This is a genomic window from Phenylobacterium sp. FG114 (assembly GCF_057809855.1).
On record NZ_JBMDKU010000005.1, the window covers coordinates 60,203 to 83,670 of the forward strand.

The following is a 23,468-nucleotide window of genomic DNA, read 5'->3' on the forward strand; positions in this document are numbered from 1 at the left end:
ATAGCCGTGGGCGATTAACCCTAGGAAAAGACCGCAATCAGGCGGCGTCGCCGTCTTGCGGCAACCGCATGCGCCAGACGCCGCGGAACGTGTCGGGATCGGCCGGCTTGTTGTGGCGCAGGATGACCACCTTGCCCTGGCGCGCCAGGCCAACGGCGGTTCCCCTCACCCGGCCGAGCTGGCGTCGCCAGCCCTCGGCGTCGATGGCCCGCGCCACGTCCTCCGGCGCGATGGACTTGCCCGCCGGGACCTTGGCCAGGAGGTCGAAGATGGCCGTTTCGATCGGATCACTCACGCGCGCTAACTCCCACCAACGCGAGGCGGGGTCCACGGTTTTCGCTCCCCCGACTGGCGAACGCTCCGCGGAAACTCCCGCGACAGGCGAACCCGAACCGCGTTCGTCTCCCCGCGGCCCGACTTCGTCGCGTGACGGGTTCATCCAGAGCCGCGCGCCGGGCTAGCCCCACCGGGTTCGCAACAAGGACCTGAAAAACATGAGGCGCATCCTCCTCCCGGCCATCGTGGCCGCCACCTTCGTCGCCGCCAATCCGGCAGCGGCGGCCAGCTTGCTGAAGAATGGGGGTTTCGAGACCCCCGTCGACACCAGCGGAGCCTCAGTCGTCATCTATGCCGGGCAGGAGCCGGCCGGTTTCGGCTGGACTGTCACCGAGGGTTCCGTCGACGTTCACAACACCAACGGCCCCTTCGGCGGCCAACCTGACCCCGCCGGGGCCGGGGTGGGCGCCCTCGACCTCATCGGCGTCGGGAGCCGCGGCGGAATCGCCCAGTCGTTCGCAACGGTCATCGGCGCGAAATACGTTCTGGCGTTCGACTACGCGAACAACCCCTTCATCCCGTCGGCCGCCATGATGTTCGGCGTCCGCGGCGCGGGTGGCGACCTGTTCCAGGACACCGTCACCCACGCCGGTTCGGTGCTCGGCAACATGAACTGGACCAACTACGCGTTCGAGTTCACCGCCACGGAATCGATGAGCACCCTGTTCTTCACGAACATCGCCGGTGGCTCGGCCGCGGGCGTCTATCTCGACAACATCAGCGTCATCGGGCCAGAGGCCGGGGCCGTGCCCGAGCCCACCACTTGGGCCCTGATGATCTCCGGGTTCGGCCTGGCGGGAACGGCGCTCCGCCGTCGCCGCCTGGTCGGCGCGGCCGCCTGACAACCCCGAACTGTCCGCGCAGCCGAGGGCCCCGGGAGAAATTCCGGGGCCTTTCCGCGCCTAGCCGCCCCGCTTCAGCGTCTCGCGCGCGATGATCACCTGCTGGATCTGGCTGGTGCCTTCGTAGATCCGGAAGATGCGCACGTCGCGGTAGAAGCGTTCGATGCCGTAGTCGGCGATGTAGCCGGCGCCGCCGAAGATCTGCACCGCCCGGTCGGCGACGCGGCCGACCATCTCGGAAGCGAAGTACTTTGCGGCCGCCGCCTCCATGGTGACGTTCTGGCCGGCGTCGCGCTTGCGCGCGGTCTCCATGGTCAGCGCCTTGGCGGCCAGGGCCTCGGTCTTGCTGTCGGCGATCATTCCCTGCAGCAGCTGGAAAGAGGACAGGGGCTGGCCGAACTGCTTGCGTTCGGACGCATAGGCGACGCAATCGGCGATCAGCCGCTCGGCCACGCCGATGCAGACCGACGAGATGTGCAGGCGGCCGCGGTCCAGCACCTGCATCGCCACCTTGAAGCCCTCGCCCTCGGCCCCGATCCGGTTCTCGGCCGGCACGCGGACGTTGTCGAAGAACACCTCCGACACGTGCGCGCCTTGCTGGCCCATCTTCTTCTCGGACTTGCCGACGGTGAGGCCGGGGCTGTCACGCTCGACCAGGAAGGCCGAGACCCCGCCCCCGCCCGGCTTGGACGGATCGGTCCGCGCCATCACCGTGAAGAGGTGGGCCTTGTTGGCGTTGGTGATGAACCGCTTCGCGCCGTTCAGGACGTAATGGTCGCCCTCCCGCACCGCCCGGGTCTGCACGTTGGCCGAGTCAGAACCGGCCTCCGGCTCGGTCAGGGCGAACGAGGTGACGATCGCGCCCGAAGCGATCCCGGGCAGGAATTTCTTCTTCTGGGCCTCGGTGCCGAACATCACCAGCGCCTGGCTTCCGATGCCGACATTGGTGCCGAAGGCCGAGCGGAACGCCGGGCTGGTCCGGCCCAGCTCGACGCCGACCAGGCATTCGTCCTCCATGGACAGGTCCAGGCCGCCGTATTCTTCGGGGATCGACAGGCCGAAGAGGCCCAGGCCCTTCATCTCCTCGACGACGTCGTCGGGCATGGCGTCGTCTTCCGCCACCTTGGCCTCTAGGGGCCGCAGGCGCTCGGTCACGAAGCGGCGGACGGTGTCGATCAGCTGATCGCGGGTCTCGGCGTCGAGCGCCATGTGGCATCCCCCTTCGAATTCGGTCTGTCAGTTTTGCGGGCAAGGTTTGATGGCGTCGACCGGCCGGAAGCGGACCAGGCCAATCGCCAGGACGGGGCGGGGCCAGATCTCGGTGCGCAGCGAGCCGGCCGACACGCCACAAACAGGCGCCGGCACGGGCACGATCTGCCCCTGCTGCGGGATCAGGGCGATCGCGCCGTAGTCGAGCCCCTTGGGCGTGATGTTCCAGATCTTGAGCACGGTGGCGCGCTTCTCGGCGGAACCGTCCAGGGCGATGGCGAGCTGGCCGTCCGCGGGCGCCTCGAACGTCTCGACGACCTCGCCCGGAGGATGGGCTTCGGCGAGCTTGCCGGTCTCGACCCGGTCGAGAACCGGTCGGCCCTTGTCATCGAGGTGGAAAACGGCGCGCTGGCCGAGCACGACCTGCAGCGTGTCGCCCTCCACCATCGTCCGGGGCTCGATGGTGACCGTCTTGGCCGGCGCGGCCTTGGCCTCGTCCATCGGTTTCGCCGGAGGTGGAATGTCGAGGCGCTTCTCATCGAGTCCCGGCAGGGGGATCTCGCTGGCGGAGCGCTCCCGGGGCGCGGTCTGCAGCGGGCCGTCGTCATCGGGCGGCGCCGATTGGGCGGCCAGCGCCATCGCGGCCAGGACGGTCGCGAGCATCGGACCTAAGCCTTGGCCAGCGCCAGAGCCGAACCCTGCCCGACGCCGACGCACATGGTGGCCAGCGCCCGCGAGCCGCCGCGTTCCTGCATCGCGCGGGCCGCGGTGAGCGCGATCCGAGCGCCCGAGGCGCCCAGCGGATGGCCGATGGCGATGGCGCCGCCGTGCGGGTTCACATGTTCGGCGTCGTCGGCCAGGCCCCAGGCGCGGGTGCAGGCCAGGGCCTGGGCCGCGAAGGCCTCATTCAGCTCGACCACGTCGAAATCGCGCGGCGTGATCCCCAGACGGGTGGTCAGCTTGTCGACCGCCGGCACGGGCCCGACGCCCATCACGCGCGGCGCGACTCCGCCCGAGGCGCCGCTCTCGATGCGGGCGATCGGCTCCAGGCCGTACTTCTTCACCATCGCTTCGGAGGCAAGGATCAGGGCCGCGGCGCCGTCGTTGACCCCCGACGCATTGCCGGCGGTGACCGTGCCGTCCTCGCGGACGATGGGCCTCAGCGCCTTCAGCGCCTCGAGCGTCGTGTCGGGACGCGGATGCTCGTCCTGGGACACGACGATGTCGCCCTTTCGGTCCTTGATCGTCACGGGTGCGATCTCGCCATCGAAGAAGCCGCGGTCGCGGGCCTTGCCCACGCGCTGCTGCGAGCGGAAGGCGAAGGCGTCCTGATCGTCGCGGGCGATCTGGTAGTCGGTAGCCACGTTCTCAGCCGTCTCGGGCATCGCGTGCGTGCCGTATTGCTTCTGCATCTGCGGGTTCACGAAGCGCCAGCCGATGGTCGTGTCGAACAGTTCGGCGCTGCGCGAGAAGGCGCTGTCGGCCTTGCCCATCACGAAGGGCGAGCGGGTCATGCTCTCGACGCCGCCGGTGATGACGAGGTCGTTCTCGCCCGTGGCTATGGAGCGGGCGCCGGTGATCGTGGCGTCGAGGCCCGACGCGCAGAGCCGGTTCACCGTCAGGCCGGGCACCGACTCGGGCAGGCCCGCCAGCAGCAGCGCCATGCGGGCGACGTTGCGGTTGTCCTCGCCGGCTTGGTTCACACAGCCATAGACCACCTCGTCGACCTCGGCCCAGTCGATCTGCGGGAAGCGGGCCATCAGCGTCTTCAGGGGATGGGCGGCGAGGTCGTCCGCGCGGACCTTGGCCAGCGCGCCGCCGTAGCGGCCGATCGGGGTCCGGACGCCGGCGCAGAGATAGACGGGGCGGCCTTGCATGGATGGGTCCTTGGATCGGCTGGAAGCGGGCCGGCAAACTAGTGTTTGAACGAGCGGTCGGCAAACCCTTAGGCGCTGGCGCGGTGCGCCGCCCTTCCCCATCGGGCGAGCACATGCTTAGACGCCCCCAGGCAAGAACGAGGGGATGGAATGGACGGCGGCGACACCAGTGAGAGCAGTTACGTCTCCAAGCTGACCACGGTCACCGAGGGCGAATGGGCCGGGTGGCAATGGTATCCCGGCGGCGATCCGTTCGAGGACCTGGCGGGCCCATTCTATTTTCGCATCGACGACCAGGGTCCCGTCTGCGCCTTCAAGGTCGAGAAGAAGCACCTGAACGGCGGCGCCTTCCTGCACGGCGGCTGCTTCATGACGTTCGCCGACTTCAGCCTGTTCGTGATCGGCCGCGAAGCGCTGCAGGACCAGCACGCCGTGACCGCAACCTTCAACTGCGAACTGGTCGGCGCGGCCTATGAAGGCCAGGTGATCGAATGTCGCGGCGACGTCGTGAAGAACACGCGCAGCATGGTGTTCATTCGCGGATTGATGAAGGTGGGGGGCGAGACGATCATGAGCTTCTCGTCCGTCCTCAAGAAGCGCGGCCCACGGCGTCCGCAAGCCTGAGCGCAAGGAGACGGCGATGACCGACTGGAAGCTGCCATGGACCGGAGCCTGTCGCTGCGGGCAGGTGAAGCTTAAGGTCGGCGCGCCGCCGCTGCTGACCATGGCCTGCCACTGCACCGGCTGCCAGCGGATGACCGCCAGCGCCTTCTCGCTCAGCGTAGCCGTTCCGGCCGAGGCCTTCGAGGTCACCGAAGGCGAGCCGGTGATCGGCGGGCTGCACGGTGAGGACGTCCACCACTACTTCTGCCCACACTGCATGAGCTGGCTCTTTACGAAGCCGCCGGCGATGAGCTGGTTCGTGAACGTCCGTTCGACGATGCTGGACGGCGGGCCCGCCTCGACGCCGTTCATCGAGACTTACACCTGCGAGAAGCTCGACTGGGCCGAGACGCCCGCGGTCCACAGCTTCGAGAAGTTTCCGGCGCAGGAGGCCTATCCCGGCTTGGTCGCTGCGTTCGCCGAACGGCATGCTAAATCCGCGACATAGAATCCCCCTGCCCTAGCTTCGCCCCACATTTCGACTACATGGGCGAACTCAGGGACGCGCCCCAAGGACACGCATGAAGATCTTCTCCGCCCTCGCTGGCCTGGCCACCGTCGCCGGCCTGGCCCTGGCTCCCGCCGCGCACGCGCAACCCGCGTCCGGCGTCGAGGGCGTGTGGCGCAATCCCAAGAACTCGGTGCATGTGAACATCAAGCCGTGCGGCCAGAAGCTGTGCGGCTACGTGGTTTGGGCCAACGCCGACGCGCAGGAAGACGCGCGCAAGGGCGGCACCGACAACCTTATCGGCCTGCAGCTGCTCCGCGACTTCGGGCCGGAGAAGCCGGGAGTCTGGAAGGGCAAGGTGTTCGTCCCCGACCTGAAGGCGACTTTCTCAGGCCGCGCCGAGCTGGTCGACACCAACACGCTGAAGGCCAAGGGCTGTCTGGTCGCCGGCGTGTTCTGCAAGGCGCAGACGTGGCGCAGGATCGGCGCCGCTGCCGACTGAACCATAAGCAGGGCCTTGCGCCCTGCGCGCCGCTGCACGAAGTCTGTGGCGATGGAACTCTCGCCTCTCACGCCCGCCGACATCGCCGAGGTGATGCGCATCGAGCGCATGCCCGGGTATGACGCCGTGGTCGGCCGGTTCGAGGCCGACGAGCACGCCGCCCAGATGGCTTCGCGCGAGGTTCGCTACGTCGGCATCCGCGAGGGCGACGGCTTGGCCGGCTTCGTCATCCTGCAAGAGTTCAACGAACCCACGGTGCTGCTGCGGCGGGTCGCGGTGAGTTCGGTGGATCAGGGCGTCGGCACGCGCCTGGTGCGCGGCGTCATGGACTGGGTGTTCGAAACCACGCCCGCGGTCGCGATGAAGCTGGACGTGGCCCTGGGCAATCCCCGGGCGAAGCACGTCTACGAGCGTGAGGGTTTTCGCCAGTACGACGAGGACGCCGTCCACTACTTCATGCGCGTGCCACGCGAGCGGTGGGCGGAGCTGTGCGGCCGGTGAGAATTTGCGCTTCGCCGGGCGGCGCGGCGCTAGGCCTTGCGCCGCCGCCCGCGCACCCGGACCAGCAGGATGATGAACGTGAAGCTTAGGGCCAGGGTGACCATCAGCGCCGGCAGCCCCACGACCGCGCCATAGCGGTCGCCCAGCCAACGCGCGCCGAACGCCATGGACGCGCCCGGCGCCGCGGTCACCAGGATCAGGCTCACCCAGCCCTTCCAATGAATCGGCATCGCCTTGAACCGGTGGCGCTCCTGCCAGTACTCGAACCAGACCTCCCGGTCGCTCATCAGTCGGCGGCCTTCCAGACGCCCGCCACCTTGGCGGCGCTGGCGTACTCGCCGGGCCCCAGCATGACGACGGCGGTCTCGCGGCGGATCACCACGCGCTTAGTGGCCTTGAGCCGCGCGACCAGCTTCGGCAGCTCCTTCGCCATCATCTTCCTGAACTCGGGCGGAACGTCGTTCAGTCGCGCCGCGGAGGTCTCGGTCGAGAGGCTGGCCGCGGTCGCGAGATCGCCTTTTGCCATGGCCTCCGCGCGAGCGAGGATCACCTTCACCGGCTCGGATGCCGCCGCCGCCGCCCCCTTGAGGTCGGCCTCGACCGGATTGGTGAACACCGGCGCGCTGAACCTCAATTGCATCTTCTCGCTGGCGTCGGCCTTGAACTCGCCCGCGACCCGCGACGGGCTGGCGTCGAGCCGCGACCAGAGGCCTTCGGAGTGCGACAGGGACAGGGTCGCGAGCGAATAGCCCGGCTCCGGCTTGGTCAGCACGGTGACGACGACGCTGGTGCGGTCGGACGGGTCGAACTTGAGCAAGAGGCCGCGGACCTTGCCCTCCTGGGCCAGGGTCCAGACCGGCGGGAACGACTGGCCGTAGAGCACGGCGGCCGGCAGCTCGCGGTCGGTGAGCAGCACGCGCATCTCCTGCGGCGTGTCGAGCAGGCCCTCGGTGTTGTCCAGCTCCAGCGCGATGGCGTGGGAGAAGCTGAACTCAGCCTCGTCGTCCTTGTAGCGGCCGGATGCGGTTCCGGGATCGATGGCGAGGGCCGGCGTGGCCGCGAACGTGATGCAAGCCGCCAGCACCGCCCGGCGATCCATCAGGCCGGCGCCTTCTGCGGCATGCCGGCAGCGGCGGCGGGACGTTCGCGCATCGCCTGGGCCCACCGCGCGACGTGGGTCAGCTCCTCGGGCGGGCGGAACTTGATCATGCGGCCGAAGTCGATGCCCACGAAAGCCACGATGTCGGCGATGGTCAGGCGATCTGCGGCCAGCCATTCGCTCTCGGCCAGGCGCCGGTCCAGCACCTTGAGCGCCCGCGTGGCGCCCTGGATATTGTGCTCGCCCACCGCCGGCGCCTGTTGTTCCAGCGCGCCCATGGCCGGGTGGGTGTGGCGCACGCCGATCATCATCGGCGTGGCGACCATCATCTCGGCGCGGCGCATCCACATCTCGATGACGGCGATCTCCTCGGGCGTGCGGCCGAACAGGTTGGGTTCGGGATAGCGGCTCTCGAGGTACCGGCAGATGGCGATGCTCTCGGTGACGCACGTCCCGTCGTCCATCTCCAGCATGGGCACGTTCGGCAGGCCGGCCTTGGCCAGGTAATCCGGCGTCTTGTGATGCCCTTCCATGAGGTTGAGCGTGATCACCTCGATGTCGGTGATCCCCTTCTCGGCCATGAACCAGCGCACCCGGCGCGGATTGGGCGCGAGCGGCGTGTCGTAGACTTTCATGGGATCCTCCTGCTCAGCGAACAAGCTAGAGCCATTCCCCCGCCGTCAGGCAAGCGCCGAGGCTGGACACGAACTGGCGCCCAGGACTACCAGTCGTTGAGTTCGGGCGAGGCGCACGCGTCATGGCGAGTTTGGCAGGGGCGGTCCGCAGGGGCCGTCGGCTCATCAACAGGGCGCGCGCCCGCCTGCAGCCGGTGAGCCAGCAGGATCTCAAGGCCATCAACGTCCGGTTCGTGGCGTCGGTGGCGAGCCAGATGCCGCACGACAAGGCCATGGAGTTAGCCATCGGCGGCGGCTTCGAGCTGATCGGCCCCATCGAGGTCGGCCTGCTCCGACACTACGGCCTGCCTCGGGACGGCTACCTAATCGATGTCGGCTGTGGTTCAGGACGGCTCGCCAAGCCGCTCGCGGCCTGGCTTGAGGGCCGCTATCTGGGGATCGACTTGGTGCCGGCGCTGGTGGCCCACGCGAGGAAGGTCGCCGCGCGGCCCGACTGGCGCTTCCAGGTGATCGACCACATCGGCATACCGGAACGGGACGGCCAAGCCGACATGGTCTGCTTCTTCTCGGTGCTGACCCACCTGACGCACGAGCAGAGCTACTGGTACCTGGAGGAGGCCCGCCGTGTGCTGAGGCCGGGCGGCCGGATCGTCTTCTCCTTCCTGGAGTTCCGCGAGCCGACACATATGAAGGTGTTCCTGGACACCGTGGACGCCACCCGTCGCAAGGTCGAGATGCCGATGAACACCTTCATCGATCGCGAGGCCATCGGCTGCTGGGCCCAGGCGCTGGATCTGCAGGTCGTCGAGATCCGAGACGGCGCGGACGCCGTCGTTGCCGAGGGAAATCTCGGCCAATCCGTCTGCGTGCTCCAGAAGGCCTAGCCGAACAGGCTGGGCGGCAGCAGGCCCACGATCGAGGCGGTCAGGCAGGTGGCCAGGAAGCCCGCCATCATCGCCTTCCAGACCATGCCCACGATCTCGTTGCGCCGCTCGGGCACCAGCACCGAGAAGCCGGCCAGGTTGATCCCCACCGAGGCGATGTTGGCGAAGCCGCACAGCGCATAGGTCATCAGCACGCGGGTCCGCGGATCCATGGCGTCCACCGGGATCGCGCCCATCTTGATGAAGGCGGTGAATTCGGTGAGCACCAGCTTGACGCCCAGCAGCGAGCCGGCGGCCGGCGCATCGTGCCAGGGCACCCCGATGGCCCACGCCAGCGGCGCGAACACGACGCCCAGTCCGCGCTCGACCGAGAGCGGCGCACCGGCCACGTCGCCGAAAGCGCCGAGGATATTGTTGACCATGGCCGTCAGCGCCACGAACACGATCAGGGTGGCGCCGACGTTCAGCATGATCTGAAGCCCGTCGGTGGTGCCCTTGATCAGGGCGTCGATCGAGCTGTCGTACTTCTTGGCGGCCAGGGGATCGTAGGCCTGGGCCTGCTCGATGGCGGCGTCGCGCGGCACGATGATGCGCGCCAGCAGCACGCCGGCCGGCGCCGACACGATCGAGGCGGTCAGCACGTGCGCCGCGGCCCCCGGCAGCACGCCGGCCAGGATCGTCGCATAGGCCACCATCGTCGAGCCCGAGACACAGGCCATGCCCACCGCGATCAGCATGAACAGCTCGGACCGCGACAGGCTGGGCAGGTAGCTGCGGATGAAGATCGGGCCTTCGACCTGGCCCATGAAGACCGTGGCGGCGGTGGCCAGCGCCGGCGGGCCGCGCAGGCCCATGGTGCGCTCGAACACGAAGCCGAACCCCTGGGTGATCCAGACCAGGATCTTCCAGTGCCAGAGCAAGGCCGCCAGGGCGCAGACCACCAGGATCACCGGCAGCACGCGGAAGGCGAAGACGAACAGCGAGCCGGCATCGGTCAGCGGATAGGGCTGGTTGGGCGTGCCGGCCAGGAAGCCGAAAACGAAGGCGACGCCGGCCTGGGTCGACGAGGCCAGGCCGTCCACCGCCACGCCCACGCCCTGGAGCCCAGAGCGCAACGCGGGCAGGCCGAACAGGGCCAGCACCAGCAGCCCTTGGACCAGGATCGCGCCGATCGCGAGCTTCCAGGGGAATTTCCCCTTGTTCTCGGAGACCGCCCAGCAGACCAACAGGATGACCGCCACGCCGACGAGGCTCTGGGCGTTTTCCGGACCGAACATGCATCCCCCGATGCGCCGCCGATTCAGCGGCCTGGCCGGCCAATCCACGCCGAAAGCGATCCGGGCGCAAGCGCGGCGTGGCGCCTGCGCCCGACTGTCCTAGAGGTTGACCATCGAAAGGCCCCGCTCGTCGTAGCGGGCGCCTTCCACCGCGGTCTCGGGAACCGCAGCCTCGATCGCGGCCAGCTCCTCGTCCGTCAGCGCGATGTCGGCGGCGGCGACATTCTCTTCAAGACGCTCGATCTTGGTCGTGCCGGGGATCGGGGCGATGTGTTCGCTGCGGCTGAGCAGCCAGGCCAGGGCGAGCTGGGCGGGGGTGCGGCCCTTCTCGGCGGCGAGCGCCGTCAGGGTCTCGACCAGCCCTAGGTTCTTCTGAAGCGCTTCACCCTGGAAACGCGGCATGAAGCGGCGGAAGTCGGCTTCGTTCGGCTGGCCCTTGAAGCCGCCCGCCAGGAAGCCGCGGCCCAGCGGGCTGTAGGGAACGAAGCCGATGCCCAGTTCCCGGCAAGCCGGCAGCACGGCCTTCTCGGGATCGCGCGACCACAGGGAGTATTCGCTCTGCACCGCGCTGACCGGATGGACCGCGTGGGCCTTGCGGATCGTCTCGGCGCTGGCCTCCGACAGGCCGAAGTACTTCACCTTGCCCGCCTTCACGAGCTCGCCCACCGCGCCGGCCACCTCTTCGATCGGTACGTTCGGGTCGACCCGGTGCTGGTAGAAGAGGTCGATCACCTCGACGCCCAGCCGCTTCAGGGAGGCTTCGGCCACCGCCTTGATGTTGTCAGGGCGGCTGTTGGTGCCGGCCGGCCGGCCCATCTTCCGGGCGGTCTCCAGGTCGAAACCGAACTTGGTGGCGATGACGACGCTGTCGAGGAAGGGCTGCAGGCCCTTGCCCACCAGCACCTCGTTGGTCTGCATCCCGTAGATCTCGGCCGTGTCGAAGAAGGTGACCCCCAGTTCCACCGCGCGCCGCAGCACGGCGATCGCCTGGGCCTCCTCGGCGGCCGGCTGGTAGACGCCGGACAGGCCCATGCAACCGAAGCCGATGGCCGAGACCTCGAGACCTTGCGTTCCAAGCTTGCGCATCTGCATGGCGATCCTCCTCATCCTGTGCGGTGACCCCTAGGTGGTCTGGCGCGGCGATCCGGGAAACCGCTTGCAGCGTCATCGGTCCATTGAGAAAATTTCAGCAATGGACCGTCGCTCGATCCCTGATCTCGCCGCCTTTGCCCTCCTGGCCGAGACTCGCAGCTTCCGGCGCGCCGGTGAGCTGATGGGCGTCTCCGCCTCCGCGCTCAGCCACCGGCTGCGGCGGATGGAGACGGCGCTGGGCGTGCGGCTGCTGAACCGCTCCACCCGCGCCGTGGCGCCCACCGAGGCCGGGGAGCGCCTGCTGGCGCGGCTCAGCCCCGCGCTGGCTGACATCGAGGCAGGCCTTATGGAAGTGGCGGCATTCCGTGAGCGTCCTGCCGGGCGGCTGCGCCTCAGCGTGCCGCGATCGGCCGCGCGGCTGGCCATCGCGCCACGCCTGGGCGGCTTCCTAGAGGCCTATCCGGACATCAGGGTCGAGGTGGTCAGCGACAACGCCCTGATCGACATCGTGGCCGGCGGGTTCGACGCTGGCATCCGCCTCGACGAGAACCTACCGTCCGAGATGGTCGCCGTCCGGGTCAGCCAGCCCCTGCGCATGGCGGCCGTGGCGTCGCCGGACTACCTGGCCCGGCACGGCGTCCCCACGGCGCCGGAGGACCTGGCCGGCCACGCCTGCTTCCGACTGCGATGGCCCTCGGGCGCCTTCTACGATTGGGAGCTGGAAAGAGGCGACGACGCGCGGCGCATCGCGGTGAGCGGGCCACTCATCGTCGACGATACGCAGTTGCTGGTGGCGGCCGCCGTGGATGGCGCCGGGATCGCGTTCGTGGCGGAGCCGTCCGTTCGTGACGAACTTGCCCGGGGCGCCCTGGTGCGCTTCCTTGAGGATTGGTGCCCGCCGTTCCCGGGCTACAGCATCTACTACCCCAGCCGCCGCCAGGTTTCTCCCGCGCTGCGGGCCTTCATCGACTGGATGCGCCGGCCCGCTCCCGATGGGGCGCAGGGCTAGGCCTTGATGGAGATCGTCGAACCCTCGCGGTAGGCCGGCGGGGGCGGCGCGGACGCGGGCGACGGCGTCGCGCCGAGGAAAGCCTGCGCCGCCTCGGAGAGCTGGACGGTGTCCCTCGGCGCGGCGGCGCCGAACAACTGCATCACCGACTGGGTCCAGTCGGGCGAGTTGTTGTCGACGCGGAGCGAGAGGCGGAGCGCGGCCGCGAACTTCGGATCCGCGGCGGCCTTTGCCTGGGCGGCCTTCTGGTCGAGCGCGCCATTGGCGCCGACGACGCCCGCGTCCTTCATGAAGCCGACCACCTTGGCCTGAGCGTCGACGTTTGACCGCCAGGCGGCGGCATCCGCGAAGGGCTTGGCTCCCGAACGGCCCGCCACGTTAATCGTCGTTTGGAACAACAGATCCTGGTCGGCGGACGACAGGTTGTCGAAGCTGCTGGCCGCCGCCTGGAGGGCGGCCTGCGGCCCTCCCGCGCGGGTGGCGGCGTTGAGGTTCTGCACGAAGGCCCGCCCGAGGGCCTGCGCCCGCTGGCCGATATCGCTGTCGAAGGTGGCCTGGTCCAGGACCTTGCGGCGACTCTCGTCGAGGCCGGCTAGCTGGCCGCCCGCCGACATCGCCTGCAGGGCCTGGTAAGCCTGGGTCCGGCGGGGATCGTCGGCCTTGCCGCTCGTATCGAGGATCGCCGCCGACAGCTCGTCGAAGCGCGCCATTCGGCCGACGTAATCCGGCGAGCTCGGGCCGGACGCGACGCGCGGTGCGGCCGACGCAATCGGATAGGCGGCGGTGGCGTTAGACGTGGCGTCCATTGGGTCGTGGCAGGTCGGCGTTCGGCGGTGTCGGCCAACCGATAGAACGCAGGCCTTAAGAAATCGTCGGGGCCTCGCCTGAGGGTCCCGGATTACGAAGGTTTAATAGGCCGCTCCGCATCCGCCCAGCGCCTACGGCGCCTCTTGAAGACGAGCGCTCCGATGCGCGTTCGGGCGGCCGGCCTTACCGCGATTTAACTGGCCCGGCAGACCCGAGCGGCGGCGAACTCCGCGCTCGAAGGTTGAGGGCTGTTCGTCACAATGTCTCTGGCGCTTGCAACACTGCTCTACGAGTGGCGGCGGTACACCGCAGCCGTCGTGGCGCTGGCCTTTTCAGGGCTGCTGATCCTGGCCCAGGTCGGCATGTTCACCGGGATCGTGAAGGGCGCCACCGCGACCATCGACCGCAGCCGCGCCGACATCATGATCCTGCCGGCCAAGATGGAGAGCCTGATCAACTCGGGCGGCGGCTCGCTGCCGGCACGGCTCCAGCCGCAGATCTACATGCATCCGGAGGTGGTCGAAGTGGCCGCCATGGACAACGACGGCGGCCGGTGGATCAACCGCCCCACGGACGGGACGAAGGCAGTCACCACATTCGTCAACGTCAACATGGTGGACACGCGGCCGGGCGCCGTAAACCTGCCGACCGACTTCGATGAGGCGACCCGCACCGCACTGCTGGAGCCCTATTCGGTGGCCATCGACGAGAGCCAGCTCAAGCGGCTGGGCGTGAAGCTCGGAGACGAGGCCTCGCTGCGCGGCAAGACCGTGCGCGTGCGGGCCGTCCTCCACGGCTACCCCGACATGAACAACGCCTCGGTGACGATGTCGCGGGATTCGTTCCGGCTGATGGGCATGCTCACCAAGGACGGCAAGACCGGGCCGCTGATGGTGCGGATCAAGGACCCCGCCCGCGCCGAGATCGTCCGCGACCAGCTCAACAAAACCTCCAAGGGGGCGTTCCGCGCCTGGACCCGCCAGGAGCTGTCCGACGCCAACGAAGGCGCGATCATGGGCGAGCAGATCATCGGCCTCTTCGTCGGCTTCTCGGTGTTCCTGGGCTTCCTCATCGGCGTCGGCATCACCTCGCAGACCCTGCGCGGCGCCGTGCTCTCCAGCATCAAGGAGTTCGCCTCGCTGCGCGCGCTTGGGGTCGGCATGGGCTCGCTGCGGATCATCGTGCTGGAGCTCTCGTTCTGGGTCGGCATCGTCGGCCTGATGGCCACCGCGCTCTTCACGTTCGGCGTCTATCTGCTGGCCACCAACGGCGGCGTGCCCATGGGCTTCCCGCCGGCCTGGGTGATCGGCGTTTCCATCCTGCTGCTCTTCATCTCGGGCGTCTCGGGGATCCTGGCCCTGGGCGTCCTGAAGAAGAGCCAACCTGCGGACCTGCTGCGATGAGCACTGGCAAGCCGGCCATCGTGGCCCACGGGATCTACAAGCGCTTCAAGACCGGGCGCAGCCACATCGAGGTGCTGAAGCGCGTCGACTTCGACGCCAACCACGGCGAGGTGACGATGGTCATGGGCCCGTCCGGCTCGGGGAAGTCGACGCTGGTGGCGGCGCTCTCGGGCCTGCTCAAGCCGGACGAGGGCAAGGTCACCTCCCTGGGACAGGACATCTGGAACCTGCGATCCGGCCGGGGGGACAAGTTCCGCCTCGACCACTGCGGGTTCATCTTCCAGGGCTTCAACCTCTTCTCGGCGCTGACCGCGCTGCAGCAGGTCGAGATCATCCTGAAGTACCAGGGCCTACCCAAGCCGGAGGCCCGCCAGCGCGCGGCCAACGCCCTAACGGAGGTGGGTCTGGAGACCCGCATGCACCAGCGGCCGACCGAGCTGTCGGGCGGTGAGAAGCAGCGGGTGGCGATCGCCCGCGCCCTCGCGAAGAACCCACAGCTGCTGTTCGCCGACGAGCCCACCAGCGCGCTCGACGGCGAGAATGGACAGGTCGTGATCAAGCTGCTCCAGCGAGCGGCCAAGCAGCACGGCGCCGCCGTGATCTGCGTGACCCACGACCCGCGCCTGGAAGCCTACGCCGACCGCGTCATCCACCTGGAGGACGGCCGCATCCTGGACGACCGCCGCGTGGACCGCGGCCGCGCACACCCGGGCGCTACGCCGCCCCACAAACAACCCGAGCTCATCGAGGCCTGAAGACCATGCCCGCCCTCCTCCGCAACCGTTTCGTCTGGATCGTCGTGATCCTCGCCCTGCTGGGCGGCGGCGGCTTTATGTTCATGTCCGGCCAGGCCAAGGCGAAGAAGGCCGAGGAGGCCAAGGCGGCCGCAGCCGTGAAGCCCAGCCCTTACGCCGCCATCGCCAACGGCAAGGCCGACGTCGAAGGCGGAATCATCCAGGTCGCCGCGCGACGAGCCGGCGTGATCCGCGACGTGGTGGTCCAGGAGGGCGACGACGTGGTGAAGGGCCAGGTGCTGGCCCGGCTCGAGGACGACGAACTGCGCCTGGCCTCGGAACGCGCCGGCGCCGAGGTCCGCCAGGCACGCGCCGCGCTGGCCCTGCTGGAGGTGCAGAAGTCGGCCGCCCAGCGCGAGCAGCGCCGCCTGGAAGGCCTGGCTCCCAACAACTTCGTCGCGGCCCAGCGGCTGGACCAGGCCCGCGACGCCGTGCGCGAGGCCGACGCCCGGATCATGGCCCAACAGGCCAGCGTCGCCACCGCCCAGGCCCGCGCCAATGAAGCCAACTACGACCGCGAACTGTCGCTGATCCGCGCCCCGTCCGACGGCCGCATCGTGCGCCGCTACGCCAATCCGGGCGCGGGCGCCTCGACCCTGAACGTCTCCAACATGTTCGACCTGGAGCCGCGCGCCGGCCGCATCGTCCGCGCCGAGATCGCGGAAGGCTCCCTTTCGAATGTCTCCATCGGCCAGACCGTTCAGATGTCGCCCGAAAGCGATCCGACCAGGGTCTACCCCGGCAAGGTTCTCCGCCGCGCCGGCGTGTTCGGCGCCCGCAAACTGCAGTCCGACGACCCCACCGAGCGCGCCGACGACCGGGTTGTCGAGGTGGTCGTGGACTCCACGGGCGCACCGTTCCTGGTGGGTCAACGTATCCTGGTGAAGTTCGTACATGGCCAGCAACAGGCCAATGCCTCAGCCAACCCCAGCAGCTGATTTACCAAGCTTCGCCAGCAACTTGGCCCCGAGACTCCGGTTTCGGGGCCTTTTTTCGCCTCAACCATCCCGCGTAAAACTCTCGTTAAGCGAGGGGCCGGCTAGTCTTCCTGCGGGAGACAGTCATGCGCGTGAAAAGGCCTGACGGGGAACGGCCGGCGGCGGGGGACGGAGCGCTCGCGCCGGAGCAGCTGCTGGCTCAGCCGGCCCTCTGGCGCCGCTTCACGATGGCGGGGCTGATCGGCGTGGTGGCGGCGCCCGTGGCGCCGGCGGCGCTCCTCCTCGTGGGTCTCGTCCTCTACATCCTGATCACCGTCGCCGAGCGGTTGATTATCCGTCGCCAAGGCTACATCCGCAGCAATGTCGCGGGCCTCGCCGTCACCTTCGCCCTCTCGGCGCTGCACGCCTGGGCGGCGGCGGTTCTGATCGTGGTCGGCGACGGGGGCTCGCGCCTCTTCGCAGTGGCCTTGATCGGCTTCTCGTGCGTCAACATCCTGCTCCGGCTCTATTCTTCGCCGCGCATGTTCCTGGCGGCGCTGGCGCCCCACGCCCTGGTGCTAGGCTGGGTGAGCTGGGGGATCCTTGCCAAGCATCTGGCGGCCGGTGAGTATCTGAAAGCGCTGACGCCACCGGCCGTCCTGATCACCTACGTGATCCTGCTCGCCCCGACGCGGAAGCAACTCGCCGACGCCTGGAACAGGCTGGCGGACGCCAAGACCGCCGCCGAAGCGGCCAGCCGCGCCAAGTCCGACTTCCTCGCGGTGATGAGCCATGAGATCCGCACCCCGCTGAACGGCATCCTCGGCATGGCCCAGGCGATGCAAAGGGACGGCCTGCCAGACGCGCAGAAGGATCGCCTGCGGATCATCCGCCGCTCGGGCGAGGGCCTGCTCAGCCTGTTGAACGACGCGCTCGACTTCTCGCAGATTGAGGCCGGCAAGCTCACCCTCGAGGTGACCGAATTCGACATGGAGCACCTCACCCGCGGCGCGATGGCCACGTTCCTGCCGCTCGCTGAGCGCAAGGGCCTGTCGTTCGACTTCACGATCGACGGGAAGGCCAAGGGGCGTTTCCGCGGCGATCCCGTGCGGCTGCGCCAGATCCTCTACAACCTGGCCGCCAACGCGGTGAAGTTCACCGATACCGGCCGGGTCGGCGTGGCGGTATCGCGCGATGACGGCCTCGTGAAGATCGAGGTGGCCGACAGCGGCGTGGGCATCCCCGCCGACCGGATCGAGGGCCTGTTCGAGAAGTTTGTGCAGGGCGACGCCTCCGCGACGCGCCGGCACGGCGGTGTCGGCCTGGGCCTGACCGTCTGCCGATCGCTGGCTCAAATGATGGGCGGGCAGATCGAGGTCAGCAGCGTCGAGGGCAAGGGTTCGATCTTCACGGTGCTGCTGCCGCTGGAGCGATTGGCCATGCCGGCGCCCGTCGTCGTCCCCGCGCCGCTCCCGGCCGCCAACGCCGACGCCCCGCCGATCCGTATCCTCGCCGCCGAGGACAACCAGGTGAACCAGCTGGTCCTCAAGACCCTGCTCAGCCAGGCCGGCCTGGAGCCCACCCTGGTGGAGAACGGCGCCGAGGCCATCGAGGCCTGGAAGTCCGCGCCGTGGGACCTGATCCTCATGGACATTCAGATGCCGGTGATGGACGGCGTGACCGCCACCCGCGAGATCCGAGCCTGCGAGGCCGCCGAGGCGCGGGCCAAGACACCGATCATCGCCGTCACCGCCAACGCCATGAGCCATCAGGTCTCGGACTACGAGGCGGCCGGCATGGACATGGTGGTGCCCAAGCCTCTGGACGCCGCCAAACTGTTCGAGGCGATCGAGCGCGCGCTGGAGGCCTGCTCGGCGGGCCAGCCCGAGGCGGCGGCGGCTTAGGCCTTCCCCCTTCGTAAGCTTGACGCCCTCTTCGCCGCGCCGCACAACGCGCGCCGAATTTCGAACACCTGTTCAACGAGGGATCTCATGGCGGACATCCGCTTCGACGGCAAAGTGGCGATCGTGACGGGCGCGGGCGGCGGCCTTGGCCGGCAGCATGCGCTGGAGCTGGCGCGCCGCGGCGCCAAGGTGGTGGTCAACGACCTGGGCGGCTCGATGGACGGCTCGGGCGGCGGCTCCGACGCGGCCAACAAGGTCGTCGAGGAGATCAAGGCGGCCGGCGGCGAAGCCATCGCCAACGGCTCGTCGGTCACCGACGACGCGGGCGTCGCCCGCATGGTCAAGGACGCGATGGACGCCTGGGGCCGGATCGACATCCTGGTCGCGAACGCGGGCATCCTGCGCGACAAGACCTTCGCCAAGATGGAGATCGCGGACTTCGAGATCGTGCTCGACGTCCACCTGATGGGCACGGTGAAGCCGGCCAAGGCGGTCTGGGAGATCATGCGGACCCAGAACTACGGCCGCATCGTCGTCACGACGTCGTCGTCGGGCCTCTACGGCAACTTCGGCCAGTCGAACTACGGCGCGGCGAAGCTGGGCGTCATCGGCTTCATGAACACGCTGAAGCTCGAGGGCCAGAAGAACAACATCCACGTCAACGCCATCAGCCCGGTCGCCGCCACGCGGATGACCGAGAACCTGGGCATGCCGCAGCAGGTCCTGGATCAGCTGAAGCCGGAACTCGTGACTCCCGGCGTCGTCTTCCTCTGCTCGGACGAAGCGCCCACTGGCGCGATCCTGACGGCCGGCGCGGGCGCCTTCGCCCTGTCGCGCATCGTGGAGACTGAAGGCGTGGCCATCGGCCCGAACGCCACGGTCGAGGCGGTCCGTGACAACTGGACCAAGATCACCGACGAGGCCGGGCAGAAGGCCTACGTCAACGGCGGCGAGCAGACGGGGAAATTCTTCCGCAAGCTGCAGGGCGGCTGATCCGATCGTTCCGCATACCGGACTTTCAAGAAGGGCGGCCATATGGCCGCCCTTTTCATTTCTGTAATCGGAAACCGCTTGCGCGGGGGTTCGTGAACGCGCGTAACCTAGCGTCCAACGTCCGGCAGAGACGATTTCGAGGAGCGGTCAGCAGGTGTCAGGCGGTCAGCAGGTGTCACAGGCCAAGTCGTCGACCGCGCCCAACATGAGCATGCCGGCCGTGATGGCGTTCGCCTGCGCCAGCATCCCGATCCAGGCGCTGGTCCTGGCCATCAGCGTCCACATGCCCCGCTACTTCGCCAGCCACGTCGGCTTGGAGCTGGCCGCTGTCGGCGCCGCTTTCGCCATGGTGCGCCTGGTCGACATCCCCATCGACGTGTGGCTCGGCGCCGCCATGGATCGCACCCGCAGCCGGTTCGGGCGCTATCGCATCTGGCTGGCCTTGGGCGCGCCGGTGCTCATGGCGGGCCTCTACTTCGTCCTGATGGCCAACTCGTCGACCAGCCAGATCGGGCTCAGCGGCATCCTGCTGTTCCTCTACATCGGCTACTCGATGGTCTACCTGTCGCACCTCGCCTGGGGCGGGGTGCTCGGACCCTCCTACGAGCAGCGCTCGCGCGTGTTCGGCGCGGTGATCGGCCTGGGCGTCGTGGGCGCCATGGCGGTGCTGATCATCCCCATCGTCATGCAGCAGCTGGGGCACACCGACGGCGAGGGCGTGCGCGCCATGATCTGGTTCATCATCGGGGCGATCCCGGTGACCGTGCTGCTGGTGCTGGCCACCACGCGTGAACCCATCACCAAGGAGACCGGCCAGGCCTTCCGCGCCCGCGACTACATCACCCTCCTGAAGCGCGGGAACGTCATCCGCCTGCTGGCCGCGGACCTCTGCGCCACCCTGGGTCCGGGCTGGATGGCCGCGCTCTATCTCTTCTACTTCAAGGACAGCCGCGGCTTCGACACCACCGCCGCGAACCTGCTGCTCATGATCTACATCGCGGCCGGCTTCGTGGGCGCACCCTTCGCCGCCTGGCTCGCCAACAAGGTCGGCAAGCACCGCGCCCTGATGGTCAGCACGACGATCTACTCCCTGGGCCTGATCATCGTCCCGTTCCTGCCGGCCGGGAACTTCGCCGCCTTCGCGCCCGGCATGTTCCTGGTGGGCGCCATGTCGACCAGCTTCGTGGTGATGATCCGCGCCCTCACCGGCGACATCGCCGACGAAGTGCGCCTGGACACCGGCCGCGAGTGGATGGGACTGATGTACGCGCTGACCATCGGCACCACGAAGATCGCGTCCGGCCTTTCGGCCCTGACCTTCGTGCTGCTCGCGGCCATCGGCTACCAGGCCAAGGCCGGCGCGGTAAACACACCAGAAGCGATCCACGCCCTGGAACTGGTCTACATCGTCGGCCCGATCGTCTTCGTCATGCTCGCCGGCGCCTGCTTCATCGGCTACCGGCTGACGCCCGAGCGCCACGCCGAAATCCGTCGATTGCTCGAGGAACGCGAGGCGATGGCGGATCCGGGCGGTGCGCTCGAGAGCCTGACCGGCGAGGAGATCGCGCCACTGGGACGCCCCTCGTGACCTGATTTGCGCAGAGCTGCGCCACGCGCCCGTCGGAGAGGCGCGGACGCAAAGGGAGGAGCTGTTTGACTGCCGCCACCGGACGGGACGCACGACTCCCGCTCAGCCTCGCGCTGGCCTTCTCGGCCACCAGCCTGCCGATCCAGGCCGCGCTTATCGCCGCCGCGGTTCACCTGCCCGCCTATTTCGCCGCCAACATCGGGGTCGAGCTGGTCGTCGTAGCGGCCGCGTTCGCGACGGTGCGCCTGATCGACGTACCGATCGAGCCGCTGCTCGGCATCGCCATGGACCGCACCCGCACGCGCTGGGGCCGCTACCGCGTCTGGACGGTGGTCGGCGCGCCGCTGCTGATGGCGGGTCTTTACATGCTGCTGGTGGCCGATGACGGGATGGGCACTTCCTATCTCATCGCCTGGCTGCTGGTGATGTACCTGGGCTCCTCGATCCTGATGCTATCGCACCAGGCGTGGGCCGCGACCCTGGCGAAGAGCTACGACGACCGCGCCCGCCTGTTCGGCGTGATGATGGCGGTGGGCGTCACGGGAGCCGTCAGCGTGCTGCTGATCCCCATCGTCATGGAACGCATAGGCAAGGGCGAAGCCGAGGGCATCCAGGCGATGGTCTGGTACCTGATCGCGCTCACGCCCCTGGCCGTGGCGCTGGTCGTCTGGCGGACGCCCGAGACGATTGCGCCCGAGGCCCATGGGCATCGGTTCCGCCTGCGCGACTATCTCGAGCTGATCACCGACCGGAACATGGCCCGCATTCTCCTGGCCGACCTGGCCCTGTCGCTGGGTCCCGGCTGGATGGCCGCGCTCTACATCTTCTACAGCCGCGACCGGATGGAGTTCACCTCCGGCGAGGCCAACATCCTGCTGGCCGTCTACGTCCTGTCGGGCGTAGCCGGCGCACCGGCCCTGGCTTGGCTCGCCACCAAGATCAGCAAGCATCGCACCGTGATGGTGACGGCGGTCTGCTACTCGCTCCTGCTGGTCAGCCTCGCCTTCCTGCCGAAGGGCAATGTCCTGGCCTCGCTGCCCACCCTGTTCTTCACGGGCTTCATGGCCGCGGGTTTCAACGTGCTGACGCGGGCCATGACCGCCGACGTCGCCGACGAGGTCCGCCTCCGGCAGGGGAAGGAACGCAGCGGCCTCCTCTTCGCGCTGACCACCCTGACCACGAAGCTCGCCTCCGGGGTCTCGATCTTCCTCACCTTCAACGTGCTGGCGAAGGTGGGCTACGATCCGAAACTCGGCCGTGAGAACACGCCCGAGGCGATCGACGCGCTGCTGCTGTCGTTCCTCGTCGGGCCGATCGTATTCGTGATGCTGGGCGCCGCCTGCCTCATCGGCTACCGCCTGACGGCCGAGCGCGCGGCGGACGTGCGCCGCCAGCTGGAAGTGCGCGACCGCCTGCCGCCCGACCCCGCCGCGGCGCTCGAGGGGCTGACCGGCGAGGAGCCGATCGCGCCCGCCCGCGGCTAGTCCGACAATTTACGCGCGAGCTCCAGGAACGCCTGGGCCGCGGCGCTTTCAGTATTGGTCGCCACCAGCGGGCGGCCAGCGTCGCAGGCCTCGCGCAGCGGCACCTCGATGGGGATCTCCGCCAGTAGCGGCACGCCCAGCCGTTCCGCTTCGCGCCGCGCCCCACCGGATCCGAAGATCGGCACCTTCACGCCCGAGCTGTCCGCGAAATAGGCCATGTTCTCGACGACGCCCAGGATCGGCGCGCCGGTCTTCTCGAACATCTGGGCCGCCCGCCGCGCATCGATCAGGGCGATCTCCTGCGGCGTCGAGACGATCACCACCCCGTCCATTCTCAGCTTCTGGACCAGGGTGAGTTGGATGTCGCCGGTGCCCGGCGGCAGGTCGATGACCAGCACATCCAGCGGCTCGGCCTCGGTTCCCCAGTTGGAGTTCAGGAGGCTCCGCAGGGCCGAGGAAGCCATGGGACCACGCCAGATGTTGGCCGTGCCCGGCTCGACGATGAAGCCGATGGACATGACCTTCACACCCCAGGCCTCCATCGGATTGAGGCGCTTTTCCTCATCGAAGGTCGGATCGCCGTCGACGCCCAGCATGGTCGGGGCCGAAGGTCCGTAGATGTCGGCGTCCAGAAGGCCTACGCGCTGGCCCAGCACCGCGAAGGCGGCGGCCAGGTTGGTCGAGACGGTGGACTTGCCGACACCGCCCTTGCCGCTCGCGACCGCGATGACCTTCTTCACATGCGCCGGCTTCACGGCGTCGACCATCGGATGGAGTTGCGCCTGTGGGTCTTCGGCGATGCGGGCGCGCCGCGCGGGGCGAGTCTCACCCGGCTGGGGCCGCCTTGGGCTGACCTTGAGCTGCGGCGCCGACGGCGCCTGAAGCTCCGAGGTGAGCACGACCTGAGCCGTCTCGACGCCATCGGCCAGGGCCAACACCTCCTCGGCCCGGTCGCGAACCGGACGGTAGAGGTCGATGTCGCCAGGCGCCACCTCCAGCATGAACGCCGCACGGCCGCTGCGCAGCACCAGGCCGCGCACCAGCCCCGCGCTGGCCAAGCCCTTCCCCGACTTCGGATCGAGGACCTTATCGAGGGCCTGTAGGATCGCCGTCCGGTCCGGACCTGCCGGTTCGCTCATGCCGCTTTGTCTTGCTTTGCCTGGGTGGGGGTCTCATATCCGGCTGACAGCGTCGGTTTACAAGC

The 23,468-nt window shown here is 68.6% G+C and carries 25 protein-coding genes; 14 read left to right on the forward strand and 11 right to left on the reverse strand.

From position 1 onward, the window contains the following. Positions 1-37 precede the first annotated feature (37 nt). Complete coding sequence (locus tag ACODSY_RS09710) at positions 38-295, reverse strand: DUF3253 domain-containing protein (RefSeq protein WP_488951521.1); 258 nt, start codon at positions 293-295, stop codon at positions 38-40. A 199-nt stretch (positions 296-494) separates the two neighbouring features. On the opposite strand from ACODSY_RS09710, the gene ACODSY_RS09715 reads away from it, so the two are divergent. Further along, the gene (locus tag ACODSY_RS09715) at positions 495-1,178 is read left to right on the forward strand and encodes a DUF642 domain-containing protein (RefSeq protein ID WP_488951522.1); all 684 of its coding nucleotides are present in this window, start codon (positions 495-497) and stop codon (positions 1,176-1,178) included. Between the two features lie 60 nt (positions 1,179-1,238). Here the strand turns inward: ACODSY_RS09715 and ACODSY_RS09720 are convergent, their stop codons facing one another. Genes ACODSY_RS09720 through pcaF form a run of 3 tightly spaced genes read right to left on the reverse strand, consistent with a single transcriptional unit; the run spans position 1,239 to position 4,264 of the window. Next, positions 1,239-2,387: an acyl-CoA dehydrogenase family protein gene (locus tag ACODSY_RS09720; RefSeq protein WP_488951523.1), complete on the reverse strand. Its 1,149-nt coding sequence runs from the start codon at positions 2,385-2,387 to the stop codon at positions 1,239-1,241. Positions 2,388-2,414: 27 nt separating this feature from the next. Beyond that, positions 2,415-3,050 (reverse strand): hypothetical protein, encoded by a 636-nt coding sequence (locus tag ACODSY_RS09725; RefSeq protein WP_488951524.1) that lies wholly within the window; start codon positions 3,048-3,050, stop codon positions 2,415-2,417. 5 nt (positions 3,051-3,055) lie between these two features. Continuing rightward, a complete protein-coding gene (gene pcaF / locus ACODSY_RS09730) occupies positions 3,056-4,264 on the reverse strand; it encodes a 3-oxoadipyl-CoA thiolase (RefSeq protein ID WP_488951525.1) in 1,209 nt (402 codons plus the stop codon). 150 nt (positions 4,265-4,414) lie between these two features. On the opposite strand from pcaF, the gene ACODSY_RS09735 reads away from it, so the two are divergent. The 4 genes from ACODSY_RS09735 (at position 4,415) to ACODSY_RS09750 (ending at position 6,378) form a co-directional block, all read left to right on the forward strand. Beyond that, entirely contained in the window at positions 4,415-4,888 is a 474-nt protein-coding gene (locus tag ACODSY_RS09735; protein WP_488951526.1) for a PaaI family thioesterase, read from the forward strand. 16 nt (positions 4,889-4,904) lie between these two features. Further along, a complete protein-coding gene (locus ACODSY_RS09740) occupies positions 4,905-5,375 on the forward strand; it encodes a GFA family protein (RefSeq protein WP_488951527.1) in 471 nt (156 codons plus the stop codon). Between the two features lie 73 nt (positions 5,376-5,448). Continuing rightward, positions 5,449-5,877: a DUF2147 domain-containing protein gene (locus ACODSY_RS09745; RefSeq protein WP_488951528.1), complete on the forward strand. Its 429-nt coding sequence runs from the start codon at positions 5,449-5,451 to the stop codon at positions 5,875-5,877. A 51-nt stretch (positions 5,878-5,928) separates the two neighbouring features. Continuing rightward, positions 5,929-6,378 carry a GNAT family N-acetyltransferase gene (locus tag ACODSY_RS09750; RefSeq protein ID WP_488951529.1) on the forward strand — a complete coding sequence of 150 codons (450 nt, stop codon included), beginning with the start codon at positions 5,929-5,931 and terminating at the stop codon, positions 6,376-6,378. 29 nt (positions 6,379-6,407) lie between these two features. Here ACODSY_RS09750 and ACODSY_RS09755 read toward each other — a convergent pair whose 3' ends face one another. From ACODSY_RS09755 to ACODSY_RS09765, 3 genes are read right to left on the reverse strand one after another with little or no spacing between them, the layout of a single operon-like run. Further along, positions 6,408-6,665, reverse strand: a complete 258-nt coding sequence (locus tag ACODSY_RS09755; RefSeq protein WP_488951530.1) for a hypothetical protein — start codon at positions 6,663-6,665, stop codon at positions 6,408-6,410. After that, complete coding sequence (locus ACODSY_RS09760; RefSeq protein ID WP_488951531.1) at positions 6,665-7,477, reverse strand: hypothetical protein; 813 nt, start codon at positions 7,475-7,477, stop codon at positions 6,665-6,667. The genes ACODSY_RS09755 and ACODSY_RS09760 overlap by 1 nt, the downstream gene beginning before the upstream one ends. Next, positions 7,477-8,112: a glutathione S-transferase family protein gene (locus ACODSY_RS09765; protein ID WP_488951532.1), complete on the reverse strand. Its 636-nt coding sequence runs from the start codon at positions 8,110-8,112 to the stop codon at positions 7,477-7,479. Before ACODSY_RS09765 ends, ACODSY_RS09760 begins: the two co-directional genes overlap by 1 nt. 122 nt (positions 8,113-8,234) lie before the next feature. On the opposite strand from ACODSY_RS09765, the gene ACODSY_RS09770 reads away from it, so the two are divergent. Then, the gene (locus ACODSY_RS09770) at positions 8,235-8,996 is read left to right on the forward strand and encodes a class I SAM-dependent methyltransferase (protein ID WP_488951533.1); all 762 of its coding nucleotides are present in this window, start codon (positions 8,235-8,237) and stop codon (positions 8,994-8,996) included. On the opposite strand, the gene ACODSY_RS09775 is transcribed toward ACODSY_RS09770, so the two are convergent. After that, entirely contained in the window at positions 8,993-10,273 is a 1,281-nt protein-coding gene (locus ACODSY_RS09775) for a NupC/NupG family nucleoside CNT transporter (RefSeq protein WP_488951534.1), read from the reverse strand. The genes ACODSY_RS09770 and ACODSY_RS09775 overlap by 4 nt on opposite strands. Positions 10,274-10,372: 99 nt before the next feature. Continuing rightward, a complete protein-coding gene (locus ACODSY_RS09780) occupies positions 10,373-11,365 on the reverse strand; it encodes an aldo/keto reductase (RefSeq protein ID WP_488951535.1) in 993 nt (330 codons plus the stop codon). 100 nt (positions 11,366-11,465) lie between these two features. Between ACODSY_RS09780 and ACODSY_RS09785 the strand changes: the two genes are divergently transcribed. Beyond that, positions 11,466-12,374, forward strand: coding sequence for a LysR family transcriptional regulator (locus tag ACODSY_RS09785; protein ID WP_488951536.1), 909 nt, complete (start codon positions 11,466-11,468; stop codon positions 12,372-12,374). Here the strand turns inward: ACODSY_RS09785 and ACODSY_RS09790 are convergent. Continuing rightward, positions 12,371-13,084: a hypothetical protein gene (locus tag ACODSY_RS09790; RefSeq protein WP_488951537.1), complete on the reverse strand. Its 714-nt coding sequence runs from the start codon at positions 13,082-13,084 to the stop codon at positions 12,371-12,373. The genes ACODSY_RS09785 and ACODSY_RS09790 overlap by 4 nt on opposite strands. Before the next feature lie 357 nt (positions 13,085-13,441). Between ACODSY_RS09790 and ACODSY_RS09795 the strand changes: the two genes are divergently transcribed. The 7 genes from ACODSY_RS09795 to ACODSY_RS09825 all read left to right on the forward strand — a co-directional run bounded on the left by ACODSY_RS09795 (position 13,442) and on the right by ACODSY_RS09825 (position 22,264). Then, entirely contained in the window at positions 13,442-14,584 is a 1,143-nt protein-coding gene (locus ACODSY_RS09795; protein ID WP_488951538.1) for an ABC transporter permease, read from the forward strand. Continuing rightward, on the forward strand, positions 14,581-15,339 hold the full coding sequence (locus ACODSY_RS09800) for an ABC transporter ATP-binding protein (protein ID WP_488951539.1): 759 nt from the start codon (positions 14,581-14,583) through the stop codon (positions 15,337-15,339). Before ACODSY_RS09795 ends, ACODSY_RS09800 begins: the two co-directional genes overlap by 4 nt. A gap of 5 nt (positions 15,340-15,344) precedes the next feature. Next, entirely contained in the window at positions 15,345-16,316 is a 972-nt protein-coding gene (locus ACODSY_RS09805) for an efflux RND transporter periplasmic adaptor subunit (RefSeq protein ID WP_488951540.1), read from the forward strand. A 125-nt stretch (positions 16,317-16,441) separates the two neighbouring features. After that, positions 16,442-18,199 carry an ATP-binding protein gene (locus ACODSY_RS09810; protein ID WP_488951541.1) on the forward strand — a complete coding sequence of 586 codons (1,758 nt, stop codon included), beginning with the start codon at positions 16,442-16,444 and terminating at the stop codon, positions 18,197-18,199. Between the two features lie 87 nt (positions 18,200-18,286). Beyond that, the gene (locus tag ACODSY_RS09815; RefSeq protein ID WP_488951542.1) at positions 18,287-19,192 is read left to right on the forward strand and encodes an SDR family NAD(P)-dependent oxidoreductase; all 906 of its coding nucleotides are present in this window, start codon (positions 18,287-18,289) and stop codon (positions 19,190-19,192) included. Between the two features lie 205 nt (positions 19,193-19,397). Further along, entirely contained in the window at positions 19,398-20,780 is a 1,383-nt protein-coding gene (locus tag ACODSY_RS09820; RefSeq protein ID WP_488951543.1) for an MFS transporter, read from the forward strand. Between the two features lie 65 nt (positions 20,781-20,845). Then, the gene (locus ACODSY_RS09825; RefSeq protein WP_488951544.1) at positions 20,846-22,264 is read left to right on the forward strand and encodes an MFS transporter; all 1,419 of its coding nucleotides are present in this window, start codon (positions 20,846-20,848) and stop codon (positions 22,262-22,264) included. Here the strand turns inward: ACODSY_RS09825 and ACODSY_RS09830 are convergent. Beyond that, positions 22,261-23,403, reverse strand: coding sequence for an Mrp/NBP35 family ATP-binding protein (locus ACODSY_RS09830; protein ID WP_488951545.1), 1,143 nt, complete (start codon positions 23,401-23,403; stop codon positions 22,261-22,263). The genes ACODSY_RS09825 and ACODSY_RS09830 overlap by 4 nt on opposite strands. Positions 23,404-23,468: the final 65 nt, after the last annotated feature.

Bases quoted from the DNA above. Each gene is read 5' to 3' on its own strand.
- ACODSY_RS09715 (WP_488951522.1), top strand. From the start codon at position 495: ATGAGGCGCATCCTCCTCCCGGCCATCGTGGCCGCCACCTTCGTCGCC.
- ACODSY_RS09720 (WP_488951523.1), bottom strand. From the start codon at position 2,387: ATGGCGCTCGACGCCGAGACCCGCGATCAGCTGATCGACACCGTCCGC.
- ACODSY_RS09725 (WP_488951524.1), bottom strand. From the start codon at position 3,050: ATGCTCGCGACCGTCCTGGCCGCGATGGCGCTGGCCGCCCAATCGGCG.
- pcaF (WP_488951525.1), bottom strand. From the start codon at position 4,264: ATGCAAGGCCGCCCCGTCTATCTCTGCGCCGGCGTCCGGACCCCGATC.
- ACODSY_RS09735 (WP_488951526.1), top strand. From the start codon at position 4,415: ATGGACGGCGGCGACACCAGTGAGAGCAGTTACGTCTCCAAGCTGACC.
- ACODSY_RS09740 (WP_488951527.1), top strand. From the start codon at position 4,905: ATGACCGACTGGAAGCTGCCATGGACCGGAGCCTGTCGCTGCGGGCAG.
- ACODSY_RS09745 (WP_488951528.1), top strand. From the start codon at position 5,449: ATGAAGATCTTCTCCGCCCTCGCTGGCCTGGCCACCGTCGCCGGCCTG.
- ACODSY_RS09750 (WP_488951529.1), top strand. From the start codon at position 5,929: ATGGAACTCTCGCCTCTCACGCCCGCCGACATCGCCGAGGTGATGCGC.
- ACODSY_RS09755 (WP_488951530.1), bottom strand. From the start codon at position 6,665: ATGAGCGACCGGGAGGTCTGGTTCGAGTACTGGCAGGAGCGCCACCGG.
- ACODSY_RS09760 (WP_488951531.1), bottom strand. From the start codon at position 7,477: ATGGATCGCCGGGCGGTGCTGGCGGCTTGCATCACGTTCGCGGCCACG.
- ACODSY_RS09765 (WP_488951532.1), bottom strand. From the start codon at position 8,112: ATGAAAGTCTACGACACGCCGCTCGCGCCCAATCCGCGCCGGGTGCGC.
- ACODSY_RS09770 (WP_488951533.1), top strand. From the start codon at position 8,235: ATGGCGAGTTTGGCAGGGGCGGTCCGCAGGGGCCGTCGGCTCATCAAC.
- ACODSY_RS09775 (WP_488951534.1), bottom strand. From the start codon at position 10,273: ATGTTCGGTCCGGAAAACGCCCAGAGCCTCGTCGGCGTGGCGGTCATC.
- ACODSY_RS09780 (WP_488951535.1), bottom strand. From the start codon at position 11,365: ATGCAGATGCGCAAGCTTGGAACGCAAGGTCTCGAGGTCTCGGCCATC.
- ACODSY_RS09785 (WP_488951536.1), top strand. From the start codon at position 11,466: ATGGACCGTCGCTCGATCCCTGATCTCGCCGCCTTTGCCCTCCTGGCC.
- ACODSY_RS09790 (WP_488951537.1), bottom strand. From the start codon at position 13,084: ATGGCGCGCTTCGACGAGCTGTCGGCGGCGATCCTCGATACGAGCGGC.
- ACODSY_RS09795 (WP_488951538.1), top strand. From the start codon at position 13,442: ATGTCTCTGGCGCTTGCAACACTGCTCTACGAGTGGCGGCGGTACACC.
- ACODSY_RS09800 (WP_488951539.1), top strand. From the start codon at position 14,581: ATGAGCACTGGCAAGCCGGCCATCGTGGCCCACGGGATCTACAAGCGC.
- ACODSY_RS09805 (WP_488951540.1), top strand. From the start codon at position 15,345: ATGCCCGCCCTCCTCCGCAACCGTTTCGTCTGGATCGTCGTGATCCTC.
- ACODSY_RS09810 (WP_488951541.1), top strand. From the start codon at position 16,442: ATGCGCGTGAAAAGGCCTGACGGGGAACGGCCGGCGGCGGGGGACGGA.
- ACODSY_RS09815 (WP_488951542.1), top strand. From the start codon at position 18,287: ATGGCGGACATCCGCTTCGACGGCAAAGTGGCGATCGTGACGGGCGCG.
- ACODSY_RS09820 (WP_488951543.1), top strand. From the start codon at position 19,398: ATGAGCATGCCGGCCGTGATGGCGTTCGCCTGCGCCAGCATCCCGATC.
- ACODSY_RS09830 (WP_488951545.1), bottom strand. From the start codon at position 23,403: ATGAGCGAACCGGCAGGTCCGGACCGGACGGCGATCCTACAGGCCCTC.